We start from the raw sequence: 22,070 nt of genomic DNA, 5'->3' as shown, positions 1-22,070 counted from the left end.
GGCGACGGCACGCGCTTGTCAACGCCGGTAATGGCTTTGGGCGGCGAAAAACGCGCGGGGACGCTACCGGCCGGCGACCGGCGGCGGCAGGTGCATCAGCATGAGCGCCCGGCGCAGGCGGATGATGCCGCCGCGGATCTGCCCGGCGTGGCACATCTCTCTCCCCCGCTCGATGAGGGTATTGACCTCGGGGGCGAGCGTGATCGGCGCTTTCTGCGCTTCGGTGCTGGCTTGATGATAGAGTTGATTGCAGTAATCCGGCGTATCGGTGATGACGCGGGTTGCTTCTTCGACCGGCAGCAGGCTGATCACGATCGCTGCCGCCAGCACCACGGCGCCCCCGGAGGTGAGGAGAAATGAACGCATCCGACGGGGTTTACGCCCGCCGGCCTCACCCGTTGCTGTGCGGCGGATGAACACGCGGTCAGGCATCGGCGTACCCCCCGCGTGAGGGAAGGGTGAGGATGGCGCGCAGGCCGGGGGCGTTGTCGTCGAGCGTGAGTGTGCCGTCATGCAATTGCGCGACCGCGACCGCGAGCGCGAGCCCGAGACCAGACCCCGGGGTATTGCGAGCGCTTTCGCCGCGATAAAAGCGCTCCGTAACATGGCGGCGTTCCGCCTCCGGGATTCCCGGTCCCTGATCGGTGACGATGATCCTGACATGCGCACCGGCATCTTCGCCGATCAGGCTGATCTCGCTGCCCGGAGGAGAGAATTTGAGCGCGTTATCGAGCAGATTGGCGACCGCCTGCTGGATCATGTCGCGATCGCCCGAGACCGCGAGCCGGGGCGGACAGCGCACGGTAAAGGCGATCTGCCGCTCTTCGGCGACGGCGCCATAGAGTTCGGCAAGATCGGCGAGCAGGGGCGCGAGATCGACGCTGGTGAAGGCCGAACGCCGCGCCCCCGCCTCGATTTCGGCGATCCGCAAAATCGCCTGAAAAATCGCGACGATACCGTCGAGGTCGGCCTCGGCGCGCTCGATCGCGGCGCGGAGATCAGCCTCGCCCGCGGCATGCGCGAGCGCATCCTCGAGCCGGGCTCGGGCGCGGGTGATCGGGGTGCGGAGATCATGGGCGATGGCGTTGGAGACCTCGCGCACGCCATCCATCAGCCGGCCGATGCGCTCCAGCATATCGTTGATGGTTTCGGCGAGATGATCGAACTCGTCACCACGCCCGGAAAGGCGCACCCGCCGCGAGAGATCGCCAGCACCGATCGCCGCCGTGGTGCGTGAAATATCGGCGAGCGTATTCTGCAGCACGCTCCGCACTAAAAGCGCGCCCGCGACGCCGAGCCCGGCGATCACCAAAAGCGCCCAAAGCAGAGCATCGGTCAGGACATGGCGGAGCCTGACGCGCGCCTCGACGTCGCGCCCGACCAGAAGATGAAAGCCGCCGGGAAGATCGAAGGTGTGTACCCGCGCCAACGAGCGGATATTGTCGCGCACGATCGGCAATTCATACCAATCGTCATTGGCGGCAACCCCCGGCGGCCAGCGATCGAGATTGCCGGCCAGCCGATGACCGCCGCCATCGACCAGCAGATAGATCGCGTCGTCATCGACATTCTCGACGAGGCGGTCACGGATGGTGACGATCAGCGCCGGCAACCCGCCCGCCTGCCAGCGTTCGTTCAAGCCTTCGGCATCGGCGTGGATCGAGGCATCGACCTGGCGATCGAGGAGGGCGGCGGTGTCCCACCAGAGAAAGACGGCGAGCGCGAGCGCGCTCAAGCCGAACAGCGCCGCATAGAGGCCGGCGAAACGCAGACCCGCCGAGCGCAACAGCGCCGGCGGCGTCCAGCGCCCAGGTAGCCAGTGCCTTGGCAATCTTTGCCGGAGCCGGCCGAAAACGCCCTGCCGCCAACGATGCGTGCGTCGCCCGGGGACGAGGCTTTCGGCCGGGCCGGCTTCACGCATGCCGTCCGCCCTAATCCTCTTCCGGCCGTAGCATGTAGCCGGCGTTGCGGATGGTATGGATCAGTGCGCCTCGGAAGGGCTTGTCCACTTTTTGGCGCAGGCGCGAGACATGCACGTCGATCACGTTGGTCTGGGGATCGAAATGATAGTCCCAGACCCCTTCGAGCAGCATGGTGCGCGTCACGACCTGGCCGACATGGCGCATCAGATATTCGAGGAGGCGGAATTCGCGCGGCTGCAGGTCGATTTTCTGGCCGGCGCGGCGCACGCTGCGGGCCAGCAGATCCATCTCGAGATCGCCGACCGTGAGCTTGGTCTGCGGCCCTTCGTTCTTGCTGCGCCGGGTTAGCGCCTCGACCCGGGCGAGAAGTTCGGCGAACACGAAGGGTTTGGTGAGATAATCATCGCCGCCGGCCTTGAGGCCGCGAATGCGGTCATCGACCTGGGCGAGAGCCGAGAGGAACAGCACCGGGGTATGGTTGTTCTGTGCCCGCAGCGTTTCCAAAAGGCGCAGACCATCGACACCGCCCGGCAGCATGCGGTCAAGGATGATGGCGTCGAAATTTTCGCTGGCGGCGAGAAAGAGCCCATCGCGGCCGTTATCCGCATGTTCGACGATGTGCCCCGCCTCGCGCAGCCCCTTGGCGACGAAGCCGCCGACATCTTTGTCATCCTCGACCAGCAGAATGCGCATATCCGCTCTATCCTCCTCCGAGTTGCGGCCGCCGGCCGATGATCACCGGCAATTCAATGTCGTTTCCCTTGCGCCGCACCGTCAGCGTGGCGGCGCTTCCCGGCGGGAGGGCGGCGATGGCGCGTACCACGTCGCGCGGCGTGTCCATTTCCATGCCATTGACCGCAAGGATGCGGTCACGCACCCGCAGGCCCCCGTTGGCGCCCGGGCCGCCCGGCTGCAGCGCATCGATCTCGACCCCGTCATCCTGCGCCGCCAGCGGATTGCCGGTAAAGCGGATGCCGAGCCAGCCACGTTCGATATGATGTTCGGCGCGCAGGGTGTTGATCACGGAAAGGGCGAATTCGCTCGGAATGGCAAAGCCGATGCCGACCGAACCGCCGTTGGGCGCCTCGGTCGCGGTGTTGATGCCGACGACGCGGCCCTTGGCGTCGAACAGCGGGCCACCGGAATTGCCGGGATTGATGGCGACATTGACCTGCAGGAAATCATCATAGGGATCGGCGCCGATATCACGGCCGCGGGCAGAGAAGACGCCGGCCGAAATCGAGGTGCCGAGGCCGAACGGGTTGCCGATCGCGATCACCCAGTCGCCCGGCCTGAGGCCCGCCGACGGCGCCCAGGCTACCACCGGCAGCGGGTGCGGCGGATCGACGCGGAGGATGGCGATATCGCTGAAATCATCGACGCCGACGACGCGCGCTGGCAGAATGGTGCCGTCGGCGAGCGTCACGTCGAGGGCGGCGGCTTTGGCGATGACGTGATTATTGGTGACGATCAGGCCGGAGCGGTCGATAATGAAGCCGGAGCCAACCAGCTTCACATGCCGCGCGCGCATGCGCTCACGGAACAGTTTTTCCATCGGCGTGCCGTTCATGGTGTTCGGCATCGCTGGCGTCGCGGTATTCGGCGTGCCGCTCACGCTCTTTTGTTCGCTCTTTGGTTCCGAAGGCGGCGGGGGTGCGGCCGCTTGCTCGGTCACCGGATCGTCGATCAGGGCGGTGATCGCGATATTGACCACCGAAGGCCGGACTTTCTCAACGACATCGGCGAAGCTCGCCGGCATGTCATCGGCCTTCGTCGTGCCGCCGCAGAAGAGGAGGAGCGGCAGCGCCACCGCAGCGATGACAGTGGCCTTCGCGCGCCGAAAATCTGTCTTCTTACGGGTCATGGGTGCGTTTCCTCCGGGCCCTCGTCACCGATTATGAGAGAGTCGCCAATCATATGCATGATGATACGCCAAAGCGCCATCAGTCGGCACGCATCGGCGGGCGATGGCCGACGGTGACGTTGATCTGGATAGCCTTGCCACCGCGAAACACTGTGAGACGCGCGTTATGCCCCGGCGGGATGGCAGCAACGGCACGGATCAAGCCCTGCGTATTATAGACCGGCTGGCCGTTGACCGAAAGAATGATATCGCCGCTGCGCACGCCCGAGAGTGCCGCCGGACCGGCCTGCACGATTTGGGTCACGGCGACGCCGGGGTCATTGCCGTTGTCGGGCAGATCCTCGAGCGCGACCCCAAGCCAGCCGCGATCGATATGGCCATGCGCGACCAGAGCGGCGACGATACTGCGCGCCTCGTCGCTCGGGATGGCGAAGGCGATGCCGACCGAGCCGCCGGAGGGCGAGACGATGGCGGTGTTGATGCCGACTACCTCCCCCTTCATGTTGAAGATCGGGCCGCCGGAATTGCCCGGATTGACCGGGGCGTCGATCTGCAGGAAATCATCGAACGGGCCGGTCTCGATGTCGCGCCCGCGCGCCGAGACGATGCCGGCGGTGATCGAATTGGCGAGGCCGAACGGATTGCCCGCCGCCAGCACCCAGTCCCCGACCTCGACATTGCGCGAACTGCCCCAAGCGACCACCGGCAAGGCGCGCGGTGGGGAGACCTTCAACACCGCGAGATCGGTGAGTTCGTCGGCGCCGATCACCCGCGCCGGGAGCGAGGTGCCGTCGGCGAGCGTCACCTCGATATCCTTCGCGACCCCGACCACGTGGTTATTGGTGACGATGAGGCCGCTGGCATCGACGATGAAGCCGGCGCCGGCGTCGGTCGCCTTCTCGGGGCGACGGCGGAGCTGCTCGCGGAACTGCTTTTCGAACGGCGTGCCGCGCAACGCCGGCGGCAGCGCATCGAGCGCCTCGTTGGTGTTGAGCGGCTCGGTGACGGCGATGCTGACGACGCCGGGCAAAACCTTATGGACCAGCGGCGCGAAGGAGGGCGGGCCATCATCAGCCCAAGCCGGCAGGGCGGCCGCGGCGATCGGCATCGCGAGCAGCAAGGCGCCGGCCGCATGTATCCAGCCAGACAATGTTATAGGCCCACGCATCGTATTTCTCCAAGCCTTTCGCGTCTTCGCCGAAATGGCACCTCGCCGCCGCCGAAACAAGGCTCTGATACCACGATATCAGGCGGTTAGGGCGGATTTTTACGACACATCGGCGCCGTCGCGGGGTTTTCCGGCCAGGGGTGACGCGGATAGCGCCCGCGCATGTCGCGCCGCACCTCGGCCCAGCCGCTCCGCCAAAATCCGGCGAGGTCGCCGGTGATCGCGATCGGCCGCCCGGCAGGGGACAGCAGCGCGATACGAAGCGGGATACGCCCGCCGGCCAGACGCGGCGTCGTCTCAAGGCCAAAGAAGATTTGCGCGCGAGCGGAGGCAAGCGGCGTCTCGCCGGTGTAATCGATTGCCGCCCGGCCGCCGGGCAGCTCGAGAGACTCGGGCAAATCGCGTGCAAGTGCCGTCCGCTGCGCGTGATCGAGGCTCGCGAGAAGAAACCCGGCAAGATCGAAGCCGGCGAGATCGGCGGCGCGTTCAAGAACTATGCTTCCTTCGGCGAGCGCGGCCGCAAGGCGTGCGGCAATCGCCGCGTCGGTCATCTCGGGCCAGGGGGCGCGCGATGCGTCAATGGCGGCGATCCGGGCGATCCGCGCCTGGGTCTGGCGGGCGCGATCATGCCAGGGGAGCCGCGCGGGATCGGCGGTGATCCAGGCGCCGAGACCGGCCGCGCGCGCCTCGGTGGACGCGGGAAGGGTGCGATCCTCGAGGATCAGCGCGCCGAGGCGGCGGCGACGACGGGCAAAAACCTCGCCGCTCGCCGGATCGACGCTGGTCTCGACGGTTTCGCTGATGCGCGCCGCGAGGGCGGGTGGCAGGCACGCGGGATCGAGGGCGGCGGCGAGGCGAATCCGCGCAGCCCCCTTTGCGTCGAGGCTGGCCGCGACCAAAAGCGGGGCGCGGGCAAGCGGATCGCTTGGCGAAAGCCGCGCGCCACCGCCGCCCGAGAGCCGGAAACTGCCCGGCTCGCCGCGCCGCGCCGCGATGCGATCGGGAAACGCGGCGGCTAGCAAGCGCCCGAGTGCGCCCGGATCGAAGGCGGCGTCCCTTCGATTGTCGTCCGTGACGCCGAGGCGGCGGCGATAGTGCCGCGCCGTCTGACGGAGGCGCGCGATCGCGCCACCGGCATCGCGCCCGGCGTCAGCCAAAAGCCCGAGGCGAAGCGCGATATCGGCGGGCGCATCGGGCCCGCCGAGCGGGTCTCTTTCCTCCAGTAATGCAGAAAGATCGGCTGCTAGAGCTTTATCAGAACTATCATTCGCCGCCAGCATCATCGCCGCGAGGCGGGGTGCCGCGCCAAGTTCAGCCATCGCGCGCCCGGCTTCGGTCAGATGGTTGTCGTCGTCCAGCGCGCCGAGCGCGCGGAGCAGGGCCTGGGCTGCCGCCAGCGCGCCGGTGGGCGGTGGGTCGAGGAAGGGCAGGGCCTCGGGGGCGGTACCCCAGGCGGCGGCGGTAAGCGCCAGGGATGAAAGCTCCGCGTTGTAGATTTCCGGCGGATCGGCGGGCGGAAGTCCCCGCTCCAGCGCTGCCGTCCACAGCCGAAGCGCGCGCCCCGGACCCTCCCGCCCGGCGCGGCCGGCGCGTTGGGTTGCGCTCGCGCGGCTGATCCGCCGCGTCGTCAACCGGGTGAGACCCGTCCCCGGATCGAGCACCGGAGCGCGACGAAAACCGCCATCGATGACCACCCGCACGCCGGGGACGGTGAGCGAGGTCTCGGCGATAGCGCTCGCGAGAACGACGCGCCGCCCGGCGGCCGGGGTCAGCGCGCGGTCCTGCTCGGCGGGGGGGAGATCGCCGTGCAAGGCGAGCAAAGTCGCCTTGCATCCCTCTAAGAGCGCCATCACCCGGCGGATTTCCGCCATGCCGGGAAGAAAGGCGAGAATGTCGCCGGCCGCGTCTCCGGTGGCGGCAAGAACGCCCTGGATGGCGCGCGCCATCGCCTCGGGCAGCTCGCGCGGGCTCGCGAGATCGCGCGTGGCGTGGCTGATCTCGACGGGGTGTGGGCGGACCTCACAGGTGATCACGGCGGCATCGAGCCGGCGCGCGAGGCGATCGCTGTCGGCGGTCGCCGACATCGCGATCAGCCTGAGATCGGGGCGGAACAGGGATTGCGCATCGCGCAGCAGCGCGAGCGCGAGATCGACCTCGAGCGAGCGCTCATGCACCTCGTCGAGAATGACCGCGGCGACCCCTTCGAGCCCGGGATCGGCGAGCAGCCGGCGAAGCAGAAGGCCCTCGGTGATGACCTCGATCCGGGTCGCGGCGGAAACCGCGGCGTCGATCCGGGTGCGATAGCCGATGACGCGGCCGACGGCCTCGCCGCGCAGCGCCGCCATACGCCGTGCCGCAGCACGCGCGGCCACGCGCCGCGGCTCCAGCATTAAAATGCGCCCGCCCGCGACCCAGGGTGCCTCGAGAAGGGCGAGCGGCACCAGCGTGGTCTTGCCGGCGCCGGGCGGAGCGACCACAATGGCGTTAGGTCGCGCCCGCAACGCCTCGCAGAGTTCGGGCAGGGCGGCGGCCATCGGCAGCTCGGAGAAAGCGGCGTCCATGCCGCGCTTCCTAGCATGTGCTTTGCCGCCGCGAGAGAGGGCGGACGCGGCCACGCCAGGGTGTGACACGCGGACCTATGATGGGGAAATGGGAAGCTCGCGATGCGTTTTGACGTGCGGTTGAAGCGATGGGCGCTGGCGTTCGCGATCGCGGCGCTGCTTGGCCTGTGCGTGCTGGCGCCGGCGTCGGCGGCGGAAAGCACGCCGGCCGTGACCGCGCGCGACACCGTGACCCTGGTCAGCGAGAGCAATTCCTACATGCCGGGCGCGCCGTTGCGGCTCGGGCTCCGCTTCCGACTCACCCCGGGCTGGCACATCTACTGGAAAAACCCCGGCGCCGCCGGTGCGCCGCCGACGCTTTCGCTCACGCCCGGCGACGCCGGCGATTTCGTCTGGCCGGCGCCAGAGCGGATCACCGAGGGGCCGGTCACGGTCTATGGCTATACCGGCGAGGTGCTGCTGGCGCGGCGTTTCACGCCGCCAGCGGGGCAAACCGGCGCGCTCGCCATCACTGCCCACGCCACCTGGCTGGTCTGCGCCAAGCTTTGCGTCCCCGAGGAGGCAGAGTTTCATCTCACCTTCGCGCCTGGCCCGGTGACGCCAGCGGCGGAGTCGGCTTTGTTCGCCGCCGCCGAAGCGCGCCTGCCGCACCGCCTCGGCTGGCCGGCGGTGGTCACGCCGGAGGGTCGCCTCATCGTCACCCCGGCGATCGCGAAGGGCGATGAGATGGCCCGGGTTTTTGCCGGGCGGCCGTATTTTTTTCCTGATCGCCCGGGAGTGATCGACCCCAATGCCGAGGAGATGCGCGAGAAGGCGGGGCGGCGGTTTTTTCTCTCGCTCGCAACGCTGCCGGGCTTTGACGCCAACGCCGATCTTTCCGGCATCATTGAATTCGATGGCGATCCAAAACGCGCCGTTGCCATCATCGCCCATCCTGGTGTCGTGCCGCTACCCTCCACCACCGCGCTGCCGCTGTGGCAGAGCCTGATCTTCGGCCTGCTGGGCGGGCTGATCCTCAATTTCATGCCGTGCGTTTTTCCGGTGCTGGCGATGAAAGCGATCGGCCTTGCGCAGTTCGGTTATGCCCGGCGCCGCGCCGTGATCGTCCATGCGCTTGCCTATGCTGCCGGCGTGATGGCGACGTTCGTCGTCCTCGGCGGCATCTTGATCGCGCTCCGCGCGAGCGGCGCTGCCGCTGGTTGGGGGTTTCAGTTTCAGTCCCCGGCCTCGGTCACCGCCATGGCGTGGCTATTGTTTGGCGTCGGGCTCAATCTTTCTGGTGTGTTTTCGCTCGGCGGCGGGGTGACTGGCCTTGGCCAGAGCTTCGCCGGGCGGCATGGTCTTGCCGGCTCGTTCTTCACCGGTCTGCTCGCGGTTCTGGTCGCGACCCCGTGCACGGCGCCGTTCATGGGGGCGGCGCTGGCGGCGGCGATGGTTGCGAAGCCGGCGGCGGCGCTTGGAGTCTTTCTCGCAATGGGGCTTGGGCTCGCGGCACCCTATCTGCTGCTCGCTCTGTTGCCTGGGCTCGGGCGTGTCCTGCCGCGGCCGGGCCGGTGGATGGAATGGCTGCGTCAGGGGCTGGCGTTTCCGATGTATGGCGCTGTTGCCTGGCTCGCATGGGTGGTCTCGCGCGAGGCGGGATCGGCCGGCGTACTCGGGCTCGGCGCCGGGCTTGTATTGCTCGGCTTCGCCGGCTGGCTGCTCGGCATCGGCCAGCAGAGCCCAACGCCGCGGCTGCGCCGGATCGCGCAATCGGTGATGGTGACCGCAGTGCTGGCGGCGCTCGCGATTCTTTCCGGCCTCGCCGCCGTCGCCGCGCCGCCGTCGCTCCTCGCCGAGGCCAATGGCGGGGAGGGGGGCGCGACCCCCTATTCCCGCGCGACGCTTGCCGCACTGCGCGCCGCCGGGCGGCCGGTTCTCGTCAACATGACCGCGGCGTGGTGTGTCACCTGTCTCGTCAATGAGCGAATGGCGCTGGATTCGGCGGAAATCCGCCGCGCGCTCGCGGATCGCGACGTCACCTACATGGTCGGCGACTGGACCCGCCAAGACCCTGAGATCACCGCCTTTTTGCGCCAGTTCAACCATGATGGCGTGCCGCTCTATGTCCTCTATCCCGGTGGCGACCGGCCGCCGGTGGTGTTGCCGCCGATCCTCACCGAAACCTCGGTGCTTGCCGCTCTCGAAACGGTGCGCGAGAAATCCGCCCTCGCCGCGGGCGCCGGAACCCCCTGAGTGCCGGCCGGCGGTCTGCCGCTCGACGTCATGGCGGCGGTGCTCGGCGGCGCGCTTTTGCACGCCGGCTGGAATGTCGCGCTCAAAGCGGGGTCGGACAAAGGGCTTGAAACCGCGGCACTGCTGGCTGGCGGGGTGGTACTCGCGCTCGTCCTGCTGCCCTTTCTCGGTCTGCCGGCGGCGGCGAGCTATCCGGCGCTCGCCCTCTCCACCCTCTTGCACGTCGCTTATTTCTTCCTGCTGATGAAGGCGTATCAGACCGGCGAGATGGCCCATCTCTACCCGCTGATGCGCGGTTTGCCGCCGCTCGTCCTTGCGCTGCTCGGGCTGGTCTGGGGCGAGGCCCTGGCGCCGGCGCGCTGGCTCGGGGTCGCGCTGATTTCGCTCGGCGTGCTCTCTCTGTCGCTGTCACGAGGGGCGGCGCCGCATGGCCGGGCGACCCTGTTCGCCCTCCTCAATATCGCCGTCATCGCCGCCTATACGCTCAATGACGGGATCGGGGCGCGGCTTTCGCGGGCGCCGTTTGCCTATACCTTGGCGACGTTCTTCGCGACAGGTGTCTTGTTCATGGGCGCGACGGCGTTCGGGCGCGGCCGGGCGCTGGCGGCTTTGCCGCGCCGGCGCTGGATGATCGGCTTGGTCGCGGCGGGGAGCGCCATCGGCTCCTACGGGCTTGCGCTGTGGGCGATGACGCGGGCGCCGATCGCCGCAATCGCCGCCTTGCGTGAGACCGCGATCCTGTTCGGCATGGTGCTCGCGCGCGTCGTGGTCGGCGAACGGCTGGGCCCGGTGCGGTTGGCCGCTGGCGCGCTTATCGTTGGCGGCGCGGTGATCCTGCGCCTGTTTTGACCGCTGAGCGCGGCGCTTTGCCTCTCTGACGCGGGCGCGCTAAGGGAACGGCGATAAACGAGGACATGATGGAAGACGATAGCGAAAGTAACGACCACGAGACGCCGCCGGAAAGCCTGCTGCCGTATGACGCATGGGCGGAGGCGGCGCTGCGCGAGGTGGTGGCGCGCGCGATCGAGTACGCCGAGCGCCATGGCCTGCCCGGCACGCATCATTTCTTCATCACCTTCCGCACCGACCAGCCAGGCGTCGAGATTCCGGCGCGGCTGCGCGCGCAATACCCACGCGAGATCACCATCGTGCTTCAGCATCAGTTCTGGGATCTGGCGCTCGATCGGAAGCGGGCGCAGTTCAGTGTCGGGCTCTCGTTCGGCGGGGTGCCCTCGCGAATTACCGTGCCGCTCGCCGCGATCAGCGCGTTTGCCGACCCCGCGGTGCAGTTCGGCCTGCAGTTCCGTGTCCCCGAGGCGCCGGCGGAGACGAAGGACGAAAGCACCGCGACACCGCCGCCCGACGCCGAACCGGCCGCCGAACCTGCCGCCGAGACGCCGCAGGTGGTGCAGCTTTCGGCATTCCGCAAGCGCCCGCAATCCGATGCCAAGGAGTGAGAGGATGGATACCAAAGCCGCCAAGCCCACCCCACGGCCGACAGAATTCCGCTATGCGCCGATGTTTCCCCTCGCCGCCGGCGAGGTGCCGTGGAAGCGGCTCGATCTTGCCGGCGTGAGCGTTACAACCCACGCCGGGCGCCATATTCTTCACATCGCGCCCGAGGTTTTGAGCGAACTCGCCTTCCAAGCGTTTCACGATGTCTCGCATCTGCTTCGCCCTGGCCATCTCCAGCAATTGCGGGCGATCCTCGATGATCCCGAGGCGTCGGCGAATGATCGCTTCGTCGCCTTGCAATTCCTCAAAAACGCCGCGATCTCCGGCCGCGGCGTTTTGCCGATGTGTCAGGATACCGGCACCGCCATCGTGTTCGGCAAAAAGGGCCAGCGCGTCTGGGTCGAGGGCGACGAGGAGGAAGCGCTCGCTTATGGCGTTCATCGCACCTACACCGAAACCAATCTCCGCTATTCGCAGATGGCGCCGCTTTCGATGTTCGAGGAGGTGAACACCGGCAACAATCTCCCGGTGCAGTTCGATATCCTCGCCGCTCCCGGCGAGGCGCATGCCGAGGAATTTCATTTCCAGTTCATCGCCAAGGGCGGCGGCTCGGCGAACAAGACGTTTCTTTATCAGGAATCGCGCGCCGTGCTGACGCCGGAAAAGCTGCTCGGCTTCATCGAAGCGAAGATGAAGACGCTCGGCACTTCGGCCTGCCCGCCCTATCATCTTGCGGTGGTGATCGGCGGCACCAGCGCCGAGATGACGCTGAAAACCGTGAAGCTCGCTTCGACCCGCTATCTCGATGGCTTGCCGACGGCGGGCGATCGCTCCGGCCATGCCTTCCGGGATCTCGCCTGGGAGCAGAAAATCCTCGAGCTTTCGCGCAAAATCGGCATCGGCGCGCAATTTGGCGGCAAATATTTCTGCCATGACGTGCGTGTCATCCGTCTGCCGCGCCATGGCGCCTCGCTGCCGATCGGCATCGGTGTCTCGTGCAGCGCCGATCGCCAGATTCTTGCCAAGATCACTCGCGATGGCGTTTTTCTCGAGCAATTGGAGACCGATCCCGCGCAATATCTGCCGGAGATCACCGAAAAAGATCTTGGCGGCGAGGTCGTGAAAATCGATCTCAATCAGGGGATGGCGGAGATCCGGCGCACCCTCTCGCGCTATCCGATCAAGACCCGCCTCGCGCTCACCGGGACGCTCATCGTCGCGCGTGACATCGCCCATGCCAAGCTCAAGGAGCGGCTCGATCGCGGCGAGGCGCTACCCGATTATTTCAAGAACCATCCGGTCTATTACGCCGGGCCGGCAAAGACCCCGGCCGGCTACGCGACCGGCGCCTTCGGCCCGACGACCGCCGGGCGGATGGACAGCTACGTCGCGGATTTCCAAAGAGCCGGCGGCTCGCTGGTGATGCTCGCCAAGGGGAATCGCTCGCGCGCGGTGCGCGAGGCCTGCAAGACCTATGGCGGCTTCTATCTCGGCAGCATCGGCGGCCCGGCCGCCATCCTCGCCGAGCAAAACATCAAGAAGGTCGAGGTGCTGGAATATCCCGAACTCGGGATGGAGGCGATCTGGCGCATCGAGGTCGAGAATTTCCCGGCCTTCATCGTCATCGACGATAAGGGCAATGATTTCTTCGACGGGCTCGAATGATGCGCTTCACCGTCGACCGTCTCGATCATCTCGTGCTCACCTGCCGTGATCTCGATGCCACGGCCGCCTGGTATCAGCGCGTGCTCGGCATGGAGCGCGAAGTGTTCGGCGCCGAGCAGCGGACGGCGCTCAAATTCGGCGGCCAAAAGCTCAATCTCCATCAGGAGGGGCGGGAATTCTCGCCGCGCGCGGCGCAAGCCCTGCCGGGCAGCGCTGATCTCTGTTTCATCACCGCCGTTAGCCCCGCCGATGTCGTCTCGCATCTTCTCGCGCAGGGGGTTGCGGTCGAGGTGGGGCCGGTTGCGCGCACCGGCGCGCTCGGGCCGATGATGTCGGTCTATTGCCGCGATCCGGACGGCAATCTCGTCGAGATCGCGAGCTATCTGCCCGATTGATCAGTGCCTGATTTTGCCGTGAACGAGGCGGATTTCGATTTCGATCTGCCGCCGGAGCGGATCGCGCAGCACCCGGCGCGCCCGCGCGATGCCGCGCGTCTTCTCCGGGTTGCGCCCGCGGGGCTTGAGGATCGGGTGATGCGCGATCTGCCGGCGCTGCTCGTGCCGGGGGATGTGATGGTCGTGAACGATACCCGCGTGATCCCGGCGCAACTCGCGGCGCGGCGCGGAGAGGCGCGGATCGGCATCACCCTCGATCGCCCTTTGGCCGATGGAAGCTGGCACGCGCTGGCGCGGAATGCGCGGCGGCTTCGCATCGGCGACAGAATAATCTGTGATGGCGGCTTGAGCGCCGAGGTTAGGGCGCGCAATCCCGATGGCGGCGTGATCCTGCGTTTTGATCGCGATGGCGAGGCGTTTGCTGCGGCGCTGCGCGAGGCCGGCGCGCTTGCCCTGCCGCCCTATATCACCCGCCCCGACGGCCCGAGTGCTCAGGATGCGAGCGATTACCAGACGATTTTCGCGGCTCGCGAGGGTGCGGTCGCTGCGCCGACGGCGGGGCTCCATTTCACGCCGGCCTTGCTCGATGCCATTGCCGCGCGTGGCGTTGCACGCGTCACCGTCACGCTTCATGTCGGCGCGGGGACGTTTCTGCCGCCCCGTGGCGCCGATCTCGCGCGCCATCGCCTGCATGCCGAGCGCGGGGAGATCAGCCCGGCGGCGGCGGCGGCGATCAACGCGGCGCGGGCGCGCGGCGGGCGGATCGTCGCCATCGGCACGACGACACTCCGGCTTTTGGAGAGCGCGGTGAACGAGACCGGCGACGTCCTGCCGTTTGCTGGCGAGACCGATATTTTTCTCCGCCCCGGCCACGTCTTCCGCACCGCCGATCTCTTGCTCACCAATTTTCATCTACCGCGCTCGACCTTGTTCATGCTGGTCGCGGCGTTCTCGGGCCTGGCGCGCATGCGCGCGGCATACGCCCATGCCATCGCCGCCGGCTATCGTTTCTATTCCTATGGCGATGCCTCGCTTCTGACGCGCGCATGAATTTCTCCTTCACTCTCGCCGGGCGCGATGGCGCGGCGCGCGCCGGCACACTGATCACCGCGCACGGCGCAGCCGCGACGCCGTGCTTCATGCCGGTCGGGACGGCGGCGACGGTGAAGGCGATGACGGCGGACGCGGTGCGCGCGACCGGCGCTGCAATCGTGCTCGCCAACACCTATCATCTCATGCTCCGCCCCGGCGCCGAGCGGGTCGCCGCTTTGGGCGGACTCCATCGCCTGATGGATTGGCCGGGGCCGATTCTGACCGATTCCGGTGGGTTTCAGGTGATGTCGCTTGCCAAATTGCGCAAGCTCGACGCCGATGGCGTCACGTTCCGCTCGCATATCGACGGCAGCGCCCACCGCCTCACCCCCGAGCGCGCGATCGACATTCAGAGCAAGCTCGACGCGACGATCAGCATGGTGCTCGATGAATGCACCGCGTTTCCGGCGAGCCACGAGACCGCCGCGCTGTCGCTCGATCTTTCGCTGCGCTGGGCGGAGCGTTGCCGCGCGGCGTTTCCCGACCGCCCCGGCTATGGCCTGTTCGGCATCGTCCAGGGCGGTGTCTATGCCGATCTGCGCGCCCGCGCGTGCGAAGCGCTGATGGCGATTGGTTTCGAGGGCTATGCCGTCGGCGGGCTCGCGGTCGGTGAGGGGCAGGCGATGATGCTTTCGGTCCTGGAGGCGACGGTGCCGCTCTTGCCGGCGGAAAAGCCGCGCTATCTCATGGGCGTCGGGACACCGGATGACATCATCGCCGCCGTTCTGCGCGGGATCGACATGTTCGACTGCGTGATCCCGACCCGCGCCGGGCGCACCGCGCGTGCCTATACGTCACGCGGCGTCCTCAATGTGCGCAATGCCCGTTTCGCCGATGATCCGGCGCCGCTCGATCCTGACTGCGCCTGTCCGGCCTGCACCCGCCACGCCAGGGCTTATCTCCATCATCTGTTTCGGTCTGGCGAAATCCTCGGGCCGATGCTGCTCACCTGGCATAATCTCCGCTATTATCAGGATCTGATGCAGCGCCTGCGGGCGGCGATCCTTAACGGGCGGCTGGCGGCGACGGCGGCGGCGCTTCGCGCCGGTTGGGGGGCTGGGGCAAAGGAGGGAGATCGCGGATGACGGAAAGCGGAGCGGCGGCACCCGCCGGGTTAACCCAGCTCGGCGCGCGCGTGTCCCTGCCGGCGAGCCCTGAGGCGGCGGTTCTGGAGCGGGTGGCCAATCCGCATCCTGGGCTCGATTATGTCGTTCGCTTCACTTGTCCGGAATTCACCTCGCTCTGCCCGATCACCGGCCAGCCGGATTTCGCGCATCTCGTGCTCGACTACATCCCGGGTGATTGGATCCTCGAGAGCAAATCGCTGAAGCTGTTCCTCGGCGCATTCCGCAATCACGGCGCCTTTCATGAAGATTGCACGCTCACCATCGCCACGCGCGTCGCGGACGCGATCGCGCCGCGCTGGCTTCGCATCGGCGGCTACTGGTATCCGCGCGGCGGCTTGCCGATCGATGTTTTTTGGCAAAGCGGCGCGCCGCCTGCGGGGATTTTTCTGCCGCCCCAAGGCGTTGAGCCCTATCGTGGACGCGGCTGAGGCGATCCGCACCAAGGCGCTGGCGCTCGGCTTCGATGCCGTCGGGTTCGCGACCGCCGATCCCGATCCCGCCGCCGCCGACCGGCTCAAAGCCTTCCTCGATGCGGGATTTCATGGCGAGATGGGCTGGCTCGCTGCCCGCGCCGAGGCGCGCGCAAGCCCGCGCGCGCTTTGGCCGGCGGCACGCAGCGTTATCGCACTTGCCCTCAACTACGCGCCGGAGGGGGATGCGCTTGCGACCTTGGCGCGGCCCGGGCATGGCAATATCTCGGTCTATGCCCGCAATCGGGACTATCACGATCTGATCAAGGGCCGGCTCAAGCATCTCGGACAATTCATCGTCTCGCGCTTCGGGGCCGAGGTCAAAGTGTTCGTCGATACCGCGCCGGTGATGGAAAAGCCGCTGGCGGCGCGCGCTGGCCTCGGTTGGCAGGGCAAGCACACCAATCTCGTCTCGCGCCGCTTTGGCTCATGGCTGTTGCTCGGGGAAATCTATACCACGCTCCCGCTCGCGCCGGCGGCGCCGCATGCCGATCGCTGCGGGCGTTGCCGGCGCTGTCTCGACGTCTGCCCGACCGACGCCTTCCCCGCGCCTTATCGGCTCGATGCCAGGCGCTGCCTTTCTTATCTCACCATTGAGCATGCCGGCCCGATCCCAGCGCCGTTGCGCGCCGCGATGGGCAACCGCATCTATGGCTGCGATGATTGCCTCGCGGTCTGCCCGTGGAACCGCTTCGCCGTTGCCGGGCGAGAGGCGAAGCTTGCCGCGCGGGCGGATTTGATCGCGCCGCCCCTCGCCGATCTCGCGGGGCTCGGCGAGGAGGGGTTTCGCCGCCATTTCAGCGGCTCGCCGATCAAGCGGATCGGGTGGCGAAGATTTCTCAGAAACGTGCTGTATGCTATTGGCAATTCAAATAATATCAATCTCGCAGCGGTCGCACGCCGGCATTATGCGGCAGATGATCCGGTGATCGCCGAGGCAGCTTCTTGGGCGCTCGCGCGACTTGCGGCATGAGCGGGCTTGTCAAACGCAGTGTGACGCTAGCCGGCCACCGCACGTCGATCGCGCTCGAGGCGGAATTCTGGGCGGCACTGGTCGCGTGCGCCAAAGCGCGCGGGATGGCGCTCGCGGCCTTGGTGGCTGAGATTGATGCCGCGCGAACTTCTGAACAAGGGTTGGCCTCGGCCTTGCGGGTCTTCGTTTTGCGGAATTTTTCGTGCCGTTAACTATTGTACAAGGAGTTTGTTTGACACTTTCCCTGATGGTCGAGGAAACGCCTCGATTGTGAGAGAGGGGAAAAATCCGATGCTTACTTTGACCGATGCCGCTGTCGATGGCGTTTCCGCCGATGCCAGCAAAGTCAGCCCGCTTTTGATCGCCGACCGGCTGATCACCCTGGCCCAGGATGCCGATCGGGCTGGCTATTCCGCCACCGCCGACCGTCTGATCCGGCTCGTGAACCGGGTGTTCGACGAGGAACGCCGGCTCGCGCCAGTCTGAAAGCCTCTCGGTAATCACCGCCAAACCCGGATTTTAAGGGTTTGGCGGCGCGGCTGGCGTATCTCAGCCGCCGATGGTGATGTCGACGCGGCGGTCGGCCTGGCCGCTGAGCAAGGCATCGCTGGGGCCGTTGGCGTTATAGTGGATCCGTTCACGGGCGACGCCGTCGATGACCAGCTGCTCGGTCACCGCTTTCGCGCGTTCGGCGGAGAGGGCAGCGTTGGCGGCGGCGCTACCCGAGAGATCAGTATAGCCGTTGACCACAACGTTTTGATTAGTATGCTGTTTCGCGTAATCGGCGGCGACCTGAATGACCGCTTTGGCGGTTTCGTTGAGTGCCGCCGAGCCCGGGGTGAAGAACACCGGATAATCGGAGAGGGTTTGCCGCCACCAGGTATTGCACCCGGCTACGGCGATGGCTGCCGACAACAGCAGAGCGGCGCGCAGGGACAAGAAGCGCGAAAGCATAGTTTCCTGGGTCTTTCTACCGATTTCTTTGTGGTCTGATAGCGCGCGCCAAACTGCCCGGATTGTACCGGTACGTCAATCAGGCGGCGGCGCTCTGCCATCGGATGCGTATTTCGATCGACAATCGCCGCCGCTGCGCGCAAATTGCTGCGTAAGGTCGGCTATTCCCAACGACGGGCAGTGCCAGCCTTAGCCTCCCGCGTGGCATGTCGCATGACCGGGAGAGCTGGCGCAGAAAGCCCGGTGTAGAAAGATCGGCGTAGAAAGTCCGGCGTAGAAAGACGAGCGATATCCTATGGCGAATTTACGACACAGAACCATCGATACCCATGCGCTCCAACATGACACCGTTTGCAAATCGTGTTGGGCGAGGCGTTTCAGCTTCTGCGAAACCCTGCATAACAAAAGCATGCAGGCGTTCTTCGATGCCGCGTCCTATACCAAGGTCGGGTCGGGAACCGTTTTTGTCCATGAAGGCGAGAAATTCCCATTCTATTTCAATATAAACCGAGGTATGACGCGCTCTTTCAAAATCCTTCCCGACGGACGCCGGCAGATCTTGAATTTTGGGATGCCGGGGACATTGATGGGTCTATCGCAAAAAATGGATTTCGATTTCAGTATAGAATCGATCACTGATGTTTCGCTATGCCGATTTTCAAAAGATAAAGTCGATTTCTATTCGAATAAACATCCTGAATTGCGAAAAGCGATCATGGACAAGCTGACGTATGAGCTTGCCGAATCACGCATGCATATTTTGGCGCTCGGAAAAATGAGCGCCAAGGAAAGATTAGCCTTCTTCTTGATAAAGCAAAACGCGATAGGAATGAAAATTTATGGGCAGATGAATAAAATTATTTTGCCGATGAGCCGCTATGATATTTCAGACTATCTTGGCGTGACCACCGAAACGATTAGCCGGACATTCACGCAATTTGAAGCGGAGGGATTAATAACCTCATTCAAGGCCTCGGAAATCATCATTCGTGACCGTCGGCGCCTTGCGGCGCTGGCCGGCGGCATGACATGATCAGCGCCGATCGGCTGACATCGCTGCCTTTTCGCCGCTGACGGTTTGACGAAAGCCGGTATGGACGGCAAACTCGCACTTTTCGCGAAGTGTTCCCTGCCCGACAAGAGGGGAGTTCCCATGATTCCCGCCCTGATGCCGACCTATAACCGCGCCGACCTCGCTTTCGTACGGGGTGAAGGCGTTTGGCTATATGCGGCGGATGGGCGACGATTCCTCGATTTTGGCGCCGGAATCGCGACCTCCTCGCTCGGCCATAATCACCCGCATCTCGTCGCCGCGATCACTGATCAGGCGAGCCGGGTGATGCATGTCTCTAACCTCTACCGCGTGCCCGAGGCTGAGCGCCTCGCCGAACGCCTGGTCGCCGCGAGCTTCGCCGACAGCGTGTTTTTCTGCAATTCCGGCGCCGAGGCCAACGAGGCCATGGTCAAAATGATCAGAAAGACCATGGCCGAAACCGGGCAACCCGACCGCTACCGTGTGATCTGCTTCGAAGGCGCTTTTCACGGCCGCACGCTCGCCATGCTGGCGGCGACCGGCAATGCCAAATATCTCGCTGGCTTCGGCCCCTGCGTTGAAGGCTTCGACCATGTCCCGTTCAACGATATCGAAGCCGTGCGCCGCGCCATCGGCCCGGAAACCGCCGGCATCATCGTCGAGCCGATCCAGGGGGAGGGGGGTATCCGCCCGGCGCGGCTAGAATTCCTGCGGGCGCTCCGCGACATCTGCGACGAGCATGGCCTCGTCCTCGGGATGGACGAAATCCAGAGCGGCATGGGCCGCACCGGCCGGCTTTTCGCCCATCAATGGGCCGGCATCACGCCGGATGTGATGTCGCTCGCCAAAGGCATCGCCGGCGGGTTTCCGATGGGCGCCGTGCTGGCGCGCGAATGGGTCGCGAAACATCTGACCGCCGGCAGCCACGGCACCACGTTCGGCGGCAATCCGCTCGCCTGCGCTGCCGCCAATGCCGTGCTCGACGTCATTCTTGCGCCGGGCTTTCTCGCCGGGGTGGAGCGTGTCGCCGACCATTTGTGGAACGCTTTGTCTGCCGTGGTTGAAGAATGTCCTGCGATCTTCGAGGAAGTGCGTGGCGCCGGCCTCATGCTTGGCCTCAAATGCCGCGTGCCGCAGGCGCACGTGCAGCAAGCTTGGTTGGAAGAAGGCTTGCTCGCCGTCAATGCCGGCGAAAATGTCGTGCGCTTGGTTCCGCCGCTTATCGTCTCGGCGGCGGAGTGCGATCAGGCGGTGGCGATGATCCGCGCCGCCTGCCGCCGTCTTGCCTCTGCCAGCGCGGCGGCGGCGTGATGAGCAGTACCCTGCCACGCCCGAGCGCCGTCGGCGCCGAGCGTCCGGCGCCACGGCATTTTCTCGATCTTCGCGATTTCGATGGCGCGACCTTGCGGCATATGCTCGATGTCGCGGTGGGCTTCAAGCGCGCCGGGACATCCTCGCGCCCGCTCGCGGGGAAAACGCTCGCGCTGATTTTCGAAAAACCGAGCACCCGCACGCGGGTCAGTTTTGAAGTCGCCATGCGCCAGCTCGGCGGCGATGTCGTCGTGCTGATGGGCAGCGAGATGCAGCTTGGTCGCGGCGAGACGCTGGCCGATACCGCCCGCGTGCTGTCGCGCTATGTCGATGCCATCATGCTGCGCACCGACCGCGCCGCGAAGCTGCACGACCTTGCCGCCCATGCCAGCGTGCCGGTGATCAACGGCCTCACCGAGCTTTCGCACCCGTGTCAGATCATGGCCGATGTCATGACCTTCGAGGCGCATCGCGGCGCCATCGCCGGGCAGCGCCTCGCCTGGTGCGGTGATGGCAACAATGTCGCGCGAAGCCTGATCGAAGCCGCGGTAAGGTTTGGCTTTTCGCTTCGCCTGGCGACGCCTGCCGCCCTTGCGCCGCCTCCGGCGTTGCTCGCCTGGGCGCGGGCCGAGGGCGGCGACATCACGGTCACCGCGGAACCTCGTGATGCGGTTGCCGGCGCGCGGGCGGTGTTCACCGATACCTGGGTGAGCATGGCCGATGAGCGCGCCGATGAGCGCCGGGCCCTGCTCGCGCCCTATCAGGTCAACAGCGCGCTGATGGCGGCGGCAGCGCCGGATGCGCTGTTCCTGCACTGTCTCCCCGCCCATCGCGGTGAGGAGGTGACGGACGAGGTGATCGACGGGCCGCAATCGGTGGTGTTCGACGAGGCGGAAAACCGCTTGCACGCGCAAAAAGGCATTCTCGCCTGGGTGCTCGGCGCGGCGCGGTAGGTGCGCCGGCCCCTGCGGACTCTGTAAACCTCTCTGGGAGCCGTGATGTCGCGTTTCGTATGGCTATAAAATAAGAAGCCAACCCTGCCCTCAAGGCAGGCAGTGCGCCGATCGTTGGGGAAATCCTGGTTGAAGCCAGTCAGGGAGGCAAAAGCCGATGTCTGCTCTCGATACCCTTGCGTGGCCGCGTGTCTAATCTCACTACGATGAACGCCTACAGATTCATAAAGGGCTGCTGGACCAACGAAAGCAAGGAAACACCCGAGAGTTTGTCGCGCTTCTGTTGGAGTCTGACTCGGATCGCTTCCGGAATTCCAACGCTTTGATTCATTTTGGCTATCTGCGTTCATGGCGCGTCAGGCGGCGGCGAGGCGGCGAGACATCAGCTTGACGCTGGCGATGTAGAGCCAAGTCACTGCGCTTTCGATGGTCGCTTCGACATCCTTTGCCAAGCGGCGGTTGCGGTTCAGCCAGGCGAAGGTGCGTTCGACCACCCAGCGGCGTGGCAACAGAACAAAGCCACGGGCCGCGTTGGACCGTTTGACGATCTCGATGGTCCAGTTTCCGAGGCCGGTCATGGCTTGCTTCAGCTTGTCACCGGCGTAGCCGCCATCGGCGAAGACATGGCGCAACCAAGGGAATGCGCTGCGTACGCTCGCCAGCAGGTCGGGCGCACCGTCACGATCCTGCCTATCCGCCGGGTGGACGATCATCCCGACCGGCAGGCCGATGGTGTCGGTGAGGAGATGGCGCTTGCGCCCTTTGATCATCTTCTCCGCCGCATAGCCGCGCGGTCCACCGGATTCGGTCGTCTTGACTGACTGGCTGTCGATCACGCCCGCCGTCGGACTTGCTTCTCGGCCGACGGCTGCGCGCACGTCCATGAGCAGCA

22 protein-coding genes are annotated in these 22,070 nt (G+C 65.9%); 14 read left to right on the top strand and 8 right to left on the bottom strand.

Annotated elements, in window-relative coordinates; all coding sequences use genetic code 11:
- Window positions 1-63: 63 nt before the first annotated feature.
- From ACP5M5_RS06065 to hrpB, 6 genes are all read right to left on the bottom strand, one after another.
- Window positions 64-366, bottom strand: a complete 303-nt coding sequence (locus tag ACP5M5_RS06065; protein WP_427936191.1) for a hypothetical protein — start codon at window positions 364-366, stop codon at window positions 64-66.
- Window positions 367-424: 58 nt separating this feature from the next.
- Window positions 425-1,921, bottom strand: coding sequence for an ATP-binding protein (locus tag ACP5M5_RS06060; protein WP_427936190.1), 1,497 nt, complete (start codon window positions 1,919-1,921; stop codon window positions 425-427).
- Between the two features lie 10 nt (window positions 1,922-1,931).
- On the bottom strand, window positions 1,932-2,615 hold the full coding sequence (locus ACP5M5_RS06055) for a response regulator transcription factor (RefSeq protein WP_114912546.1): 684 nt from the start codon (window positions 2,613-2,615) through the stop codon (window positions 1,932-1,934).
- Window positions 2,616-2,622: 7 nt separating this feature from the next.
- Window positions 2,623-3,786, bottom strand: a complete 1,164-nt coding sequence (locus tag ACP5M5_RS06050) for a S1C family serine protease (RefSeq protein ID WP_427936189.1) — start codon at window positions 3,784-3,786, stop codon at window positions 2,623-2,625.
- A gap of 79 nt (window positions 3,787-3,865) precedes the next feature.
- Complete coding sequence (locus ACP5M5_RS06045) at window positions 3,866-4,954, bottom strand: trypsin-like peptidase domain-containing protein (protein WP_427936188.1); 1,089 nt, start codon at window positions 4,952-4,954, stop codon at window positions 3,866-3,868.
- Between the two features lie 86 nt (window positions 4,955-5,040).
- Window positions 5,041-7,515, bottom strand: coding sequence for an ATP-dependent helicase HrpB (gene hrpB, locus ACP5M5_RS06040; protein WP_427936187.1), 2,475 nt, complete (start codon window positions 7,513-7,515; stop codon window positions 5,041-5,043).
- 102 nt (window positions 7,516-7,617) lie between these two features.
- On the opposite strand from hrpB, the gene ACP5M5_RS06035 reads away from it, so the two are divergent.
- The 11 genes from ACP5M5_RS06035 (at window position 7,618) to ACP5M5_RS05985 (ending at window position 17,413) form a co-directional block, all read left to right on the top strand.
- The gene (locus ACP5M5_RS06035) at window positions 7,618-9,750 is read left to right on the top strand and encodes a protein-disulfide reductase DsbD family protein (RefSeq protein ID WP_427936186.1); all 2,133 of its coding nucleotides are present in this window, start codon (window positions 7,618-7,620) and stop codon (window positions 9,748-9,750) included.
- Complete coding sequence (locus ACP5M5_RS06030) at window positions 9,751-10,599, top strand: EamA family transporter (RefSeq protein WP_427936185.1); 849 nt, start codon at window positions 9,751-9,753, stop codon at window positions 10,597-10,599.
- A gap of 65 nt (window positions 10,600-10,664) precedes the next feature.
- Entirely contained in the window at window positions 10,665-11,207 is a 543-nt protein-coding gene (locus ACP5M5_RS06025; protein ID WP_427936184.1) for an SspB family protein, read from the top strand.
- Between the two features lie 4 nt (window positions 11,208-11,211).
- Window positions 11,212-12,870: a fumarate hydratase gene (locus ACP5M5_RS06020; protein WP_427936183.1), complete on the top strand. Its 1,659-nt coding sequence runs from the start codon at window positions 11,212-11,214 to the stop codon at window positions 12,868-12,870.
- Entirely contained in the window at window positions 12,870-13,265 is a 396-nt protein-coding gene (locus ACP5M5_RS06015; protein WP_274966699.1) for a VOC family protein, read from the top strand. The genes ACP5M5_RS06020 and ACP5M5_RS06015 overlap by 1 nt, the downstream gene beginning before the upstream one ends.
- A 3-nt stretch (window positions 13,266-13,268) precedes the next feature.
- Window positions 13,269-14,315 carry a tRNA preQ1(34) S-adenosylmethionine ribosyltransferase-isomerase QueA gene (gene queA, locus ACP5M5_RS06010; protein ID WP_427936182.1) on the top strand — a complete coding sequence of 349 codons (1,047 nt, stop codon included), beginning with the start codon at window positions 13,269-13,271 and terminating at the stop codon, window positions 14,313-14,315.
- Complete coding sequence (gene tgt, locus ACP5M5_RS06005; RefSeq protein WP_427936180.1) at window positions 14,312-15,442, top strand: tRNA guanosine(34) transglycosylase Tgt; 1,131 nt, start codon at window positions 14,312-14,314, stop codon at window positions 15,440-15,442. Before queA ends, tgt begins: the two co-directional genes overlap by 4 nt.
- Complete coding sequence (gene queF, locus ACP5M5_RS06000) at window positions 15,439-15,912, top strand: preQ(1) synthase (protein ID WP_427936179.1); 474 nt, start codon at window positions 15,439-15,441, stop codon at window positions 15,910-15,912. Before tgt ends, queF begins: the two co-directional genes overlap by 4 nt.
- Complete coding sequence (gene queG / locus ACP5M5_RS05995) at window positions 15,899-16,927, top strand: tRNA epoxyqueuosine(34) reductase QueG (protein WP_427936178.1); 1,029 nt, start codon at window positions 15,899-15,901, stop codon at window positions 16,925-16,927. The genes queF and queG overlap by 14 nt, the downstream gene beginning before the upstream one ends.
- Window positions 16,924-17,139 (top strand): ribbon-helix-helix domain-containing protein, encoded by a 216-nt coding sequence (locus tag ACP5M5_RS05990; protein ID WP_274965796.1) that lies wholly within the window; start codon window positions 16,924-16,926, stop codon window positions 17,137-17,139. Before queG ends, ACP5M5_RS05990 begins: the two co-directional genes overlap by 4 nt.
- Window positions 17,140-17,218: 79 nt before the next feature.
- Window positions 17,219-17,413 carry a hypothetical protein gene (locus tag ACP5M5_RS05985; protein ID WP_427936176.1) on the top strand — a complete coding sequence of 65 codons (195 nt, stop codon included), beginning with the start codon at window positions 17,219-17,221 and terminating at the stop codon, window positions 17,411-17,413.
- Window positions 17,414-17,476: 63 nt separating this feature from the next.
- On the opposite strand, the gene ACP5M5_RS05980 is transcribed toward ACP5M5_RS05985, so the two are convergent.
- Entirely contained in the window at window positions 17,477-17,881 is a 405-nt protein-coding gene (locus tag ACP5M5_RS05980; RefSeq protein WP_427936174.1) for an OmpA family protein, read from the bottom strand.
- Between the two features lie 409 nt (window positions 17,882-18,290).
- Here ACP5M5_RS05980 and ACP5M5_RS05975 point away from each other — a divergent pair, with 409 nt between their 5' ends.
- From ACP5M5_RS05975 to argF, 3 genes are all read left to right on the top strand, one after another.
- Window positions 18,291-18,914 carry a Crp/Fnr family transcriptional regulator gene (locus ACP5M5_RS05975; RefSeq protein ID WP_427936173.1) on the top strand — a complete coding sequence of 208 codons (624 nt, stop codon included), beginning with the start codon at window positions 18,291-18,293 and terminating at the stop codon, window positions 18,912-18,914.
- A gap of 120 nt (window positions 18,915-19,034) precedes the next feature.
- The gene (locus ACP5M5_RS05970) at window positions 19,035-20,225 is read left to right on the top strand and encodes an aspartate aminotransferase family protein (RefSeq protein WP_427936172.1); all 1,191 of its coding nucleotides are present in this window, start codon (window positions 19,035-19,037) and stop codon (window positions 20,223-20,225) included.
- Complete coding sequence (gene argF / locus ACP5M5_RS05965; RefSeq protein WP_427936170.1) at window positions 20,225-21,178, top strand: ornithine carbamoyltransferase; 954 nt, start codon at window positions 20,225-20,227, stop codon at window positions 21,176-21,178. Before ACP5M5_RS05970 ends, argF begins: the two co-directional genes overlap by 1 nt.
- Window positions 21,179-21,534: 356 nt before the next feature.
- On the opposite strand, the gene ACP5M5_RS05960 is transcribed toward argF, so the two are convergent.
- On the bottom strand, window positions 21,535-22,070 hold a 536-nt coding region (locus ACP5M5_RS05960), incomplete at its 5' end, for an IS5 family transposase (RefSeq protein ID WP_427936168.1).

It is taken from the genome of Acidibrevibacterium sp. (assembly GCF_049965395.1).
Classification (GTDB): domain Bacteria; phylum Pseudomonadota; class Alphaproteobacteria; order Acetobacterales; family Acetobacteraceae; genus Acidibrevibacterium; species Acidibrevibacterium fodinaquatile.
Note: the sequence above shows the minus strand (reverse complement) of the source record. Positions and strands in the feature narration are given on the sequence as shown.

Excerpts from the sequence above, each read along its gene's own strand:
- ACP5M5_RS06065 (WP_427936191.1), bottom strand. The coding sequence starts at position 366 with ATGCGTTCATTTCTCCTCACCTCCGGGGGCGCCGTGGTGCTGGCGGCA.
- ACP5M5_RS06060 (WP_427936190.1), bottom strand. The coding sequence starts at position 1,921 with ATGCGTGAAGCCGGCCCGGCCGAAAGCCTCGTCCCCGGGCGACGCACG.
- ACP5M5_RS06055 (WP_114912546.1), bottom strand. The coding sequence starts at position 2,615 with ATGCGCATTCTGCTGGTCGAGGATGACAAAGATGTCGGCGGCTTCGTC.
- ACP5M5_RS06050 (WP_427936189.1), bottom strand. The coding sequence starts at position 3,786 with ATGACCCGTAAGAAGACAGATTTTCGGCGCGCGAAGGCCACTGTCATC.
- ACP5M5_RS06045 (WP_427936188.1), bottom strand. The coding sequence starts at position 4,954 with ATGCGTGGGCCTATAACATTGTCTGGCTGGATACATGCGGCCGGCGCC.
- hrpB (WP_427936187.1), bottom strand. The coding sequence starts at position 7,515 with ATGGACGCCGCTTTCTCCGAGCTGCCGATGGCCGCCGCCCTGCCCGAA.
- ACP5M5_RS06035 (WP_427936186.1), top strand. The coding sequence starts at position 7,618 with ATGCGTTTTGACGTGCGGTTGAAGCGATGGGCGCTGGCGTTCGCGATC.
- ACP5M5_RS06025 (WP_427936184.1), top strand. The coding sequence starts at position 10,665 with ATGATGGAAGACGATAGCGAAAGTAACGACCACGAGACGCCGCCGGAA.
- ACP5M5_RS06020 (WP_427936183.1), top strand. The coding sequence starts at position 11,212 with ATGGATACCAAAGCCGCCAAGCCCACCCCACGGCCGACAGAATTCCGC.
- ACP5M5_RS06015 (WP_274966699.1), top strand. The coding sequence starts at position 12,870 with ATGCGCTTCACCGTCGACCGTCTCGATCATCTCGTGCTCACCTGCCGT.
- tgt (WP_427936180.1), top strand. The coding sequence starts at position 14,312 with ATGAATTTCTCCTTCACTCTCGCCGGGCGCGATGGCGCGGCGCGCGCC.
- queF (WP_427936179.1), top strand. The coding sequence starts at position 15,439 with ATGACGGAAAGCGGAGCGGCGGCACCCGCCGGGTTAACCCAGCTCGGC.
- ACP5M5_RS05990 (WP_274965796.1), top strand. The coding sequence starts at position 16,924 with ATGAGCGGGCTTGTCAAACGCAGTGTGACGCTAGCCGGCCACCGCACG.
- ACP5M5_RS05985 (WP_427936176.1), top strand. The coding sequence starts at position 17,219 with ATGCTTACTTTGACCGATGCCGCTGTCGATGGCGTTTCCGCCGATGCC.
- ACP5M5_RS05980 (WP_427936174.1), bottom strand. The coding sequence starts at position 17,881 with ATGCTTTCGCGCTTCTTGTCCCTGCGCGCCGCTCTGCTGTTGTCGGCA.
- ACP5M5_RS05975 (WP_427936173.1), top strand. The coding sequence starts at position 18,291 with ATGCAGGCGTTCTTCGATGCCGCGTCCTATACCAAGGTCGGGTCGGGA.
- ACP5M5_RS05970 (WP_427936172.1), top strand. The coding sequence starts at position 19,035 with ATGATTCCCGCCCTGATGCCGACCTATAACCGCGCCGACCTCGCTTTC.
- argF (WP_427936170.1), top strand. The coding sequence starts at position 20,225 with ATGAGCAGTACCCTGCCACGCCCGAGCGCCGTCGGCGCCGAGCGTCCG.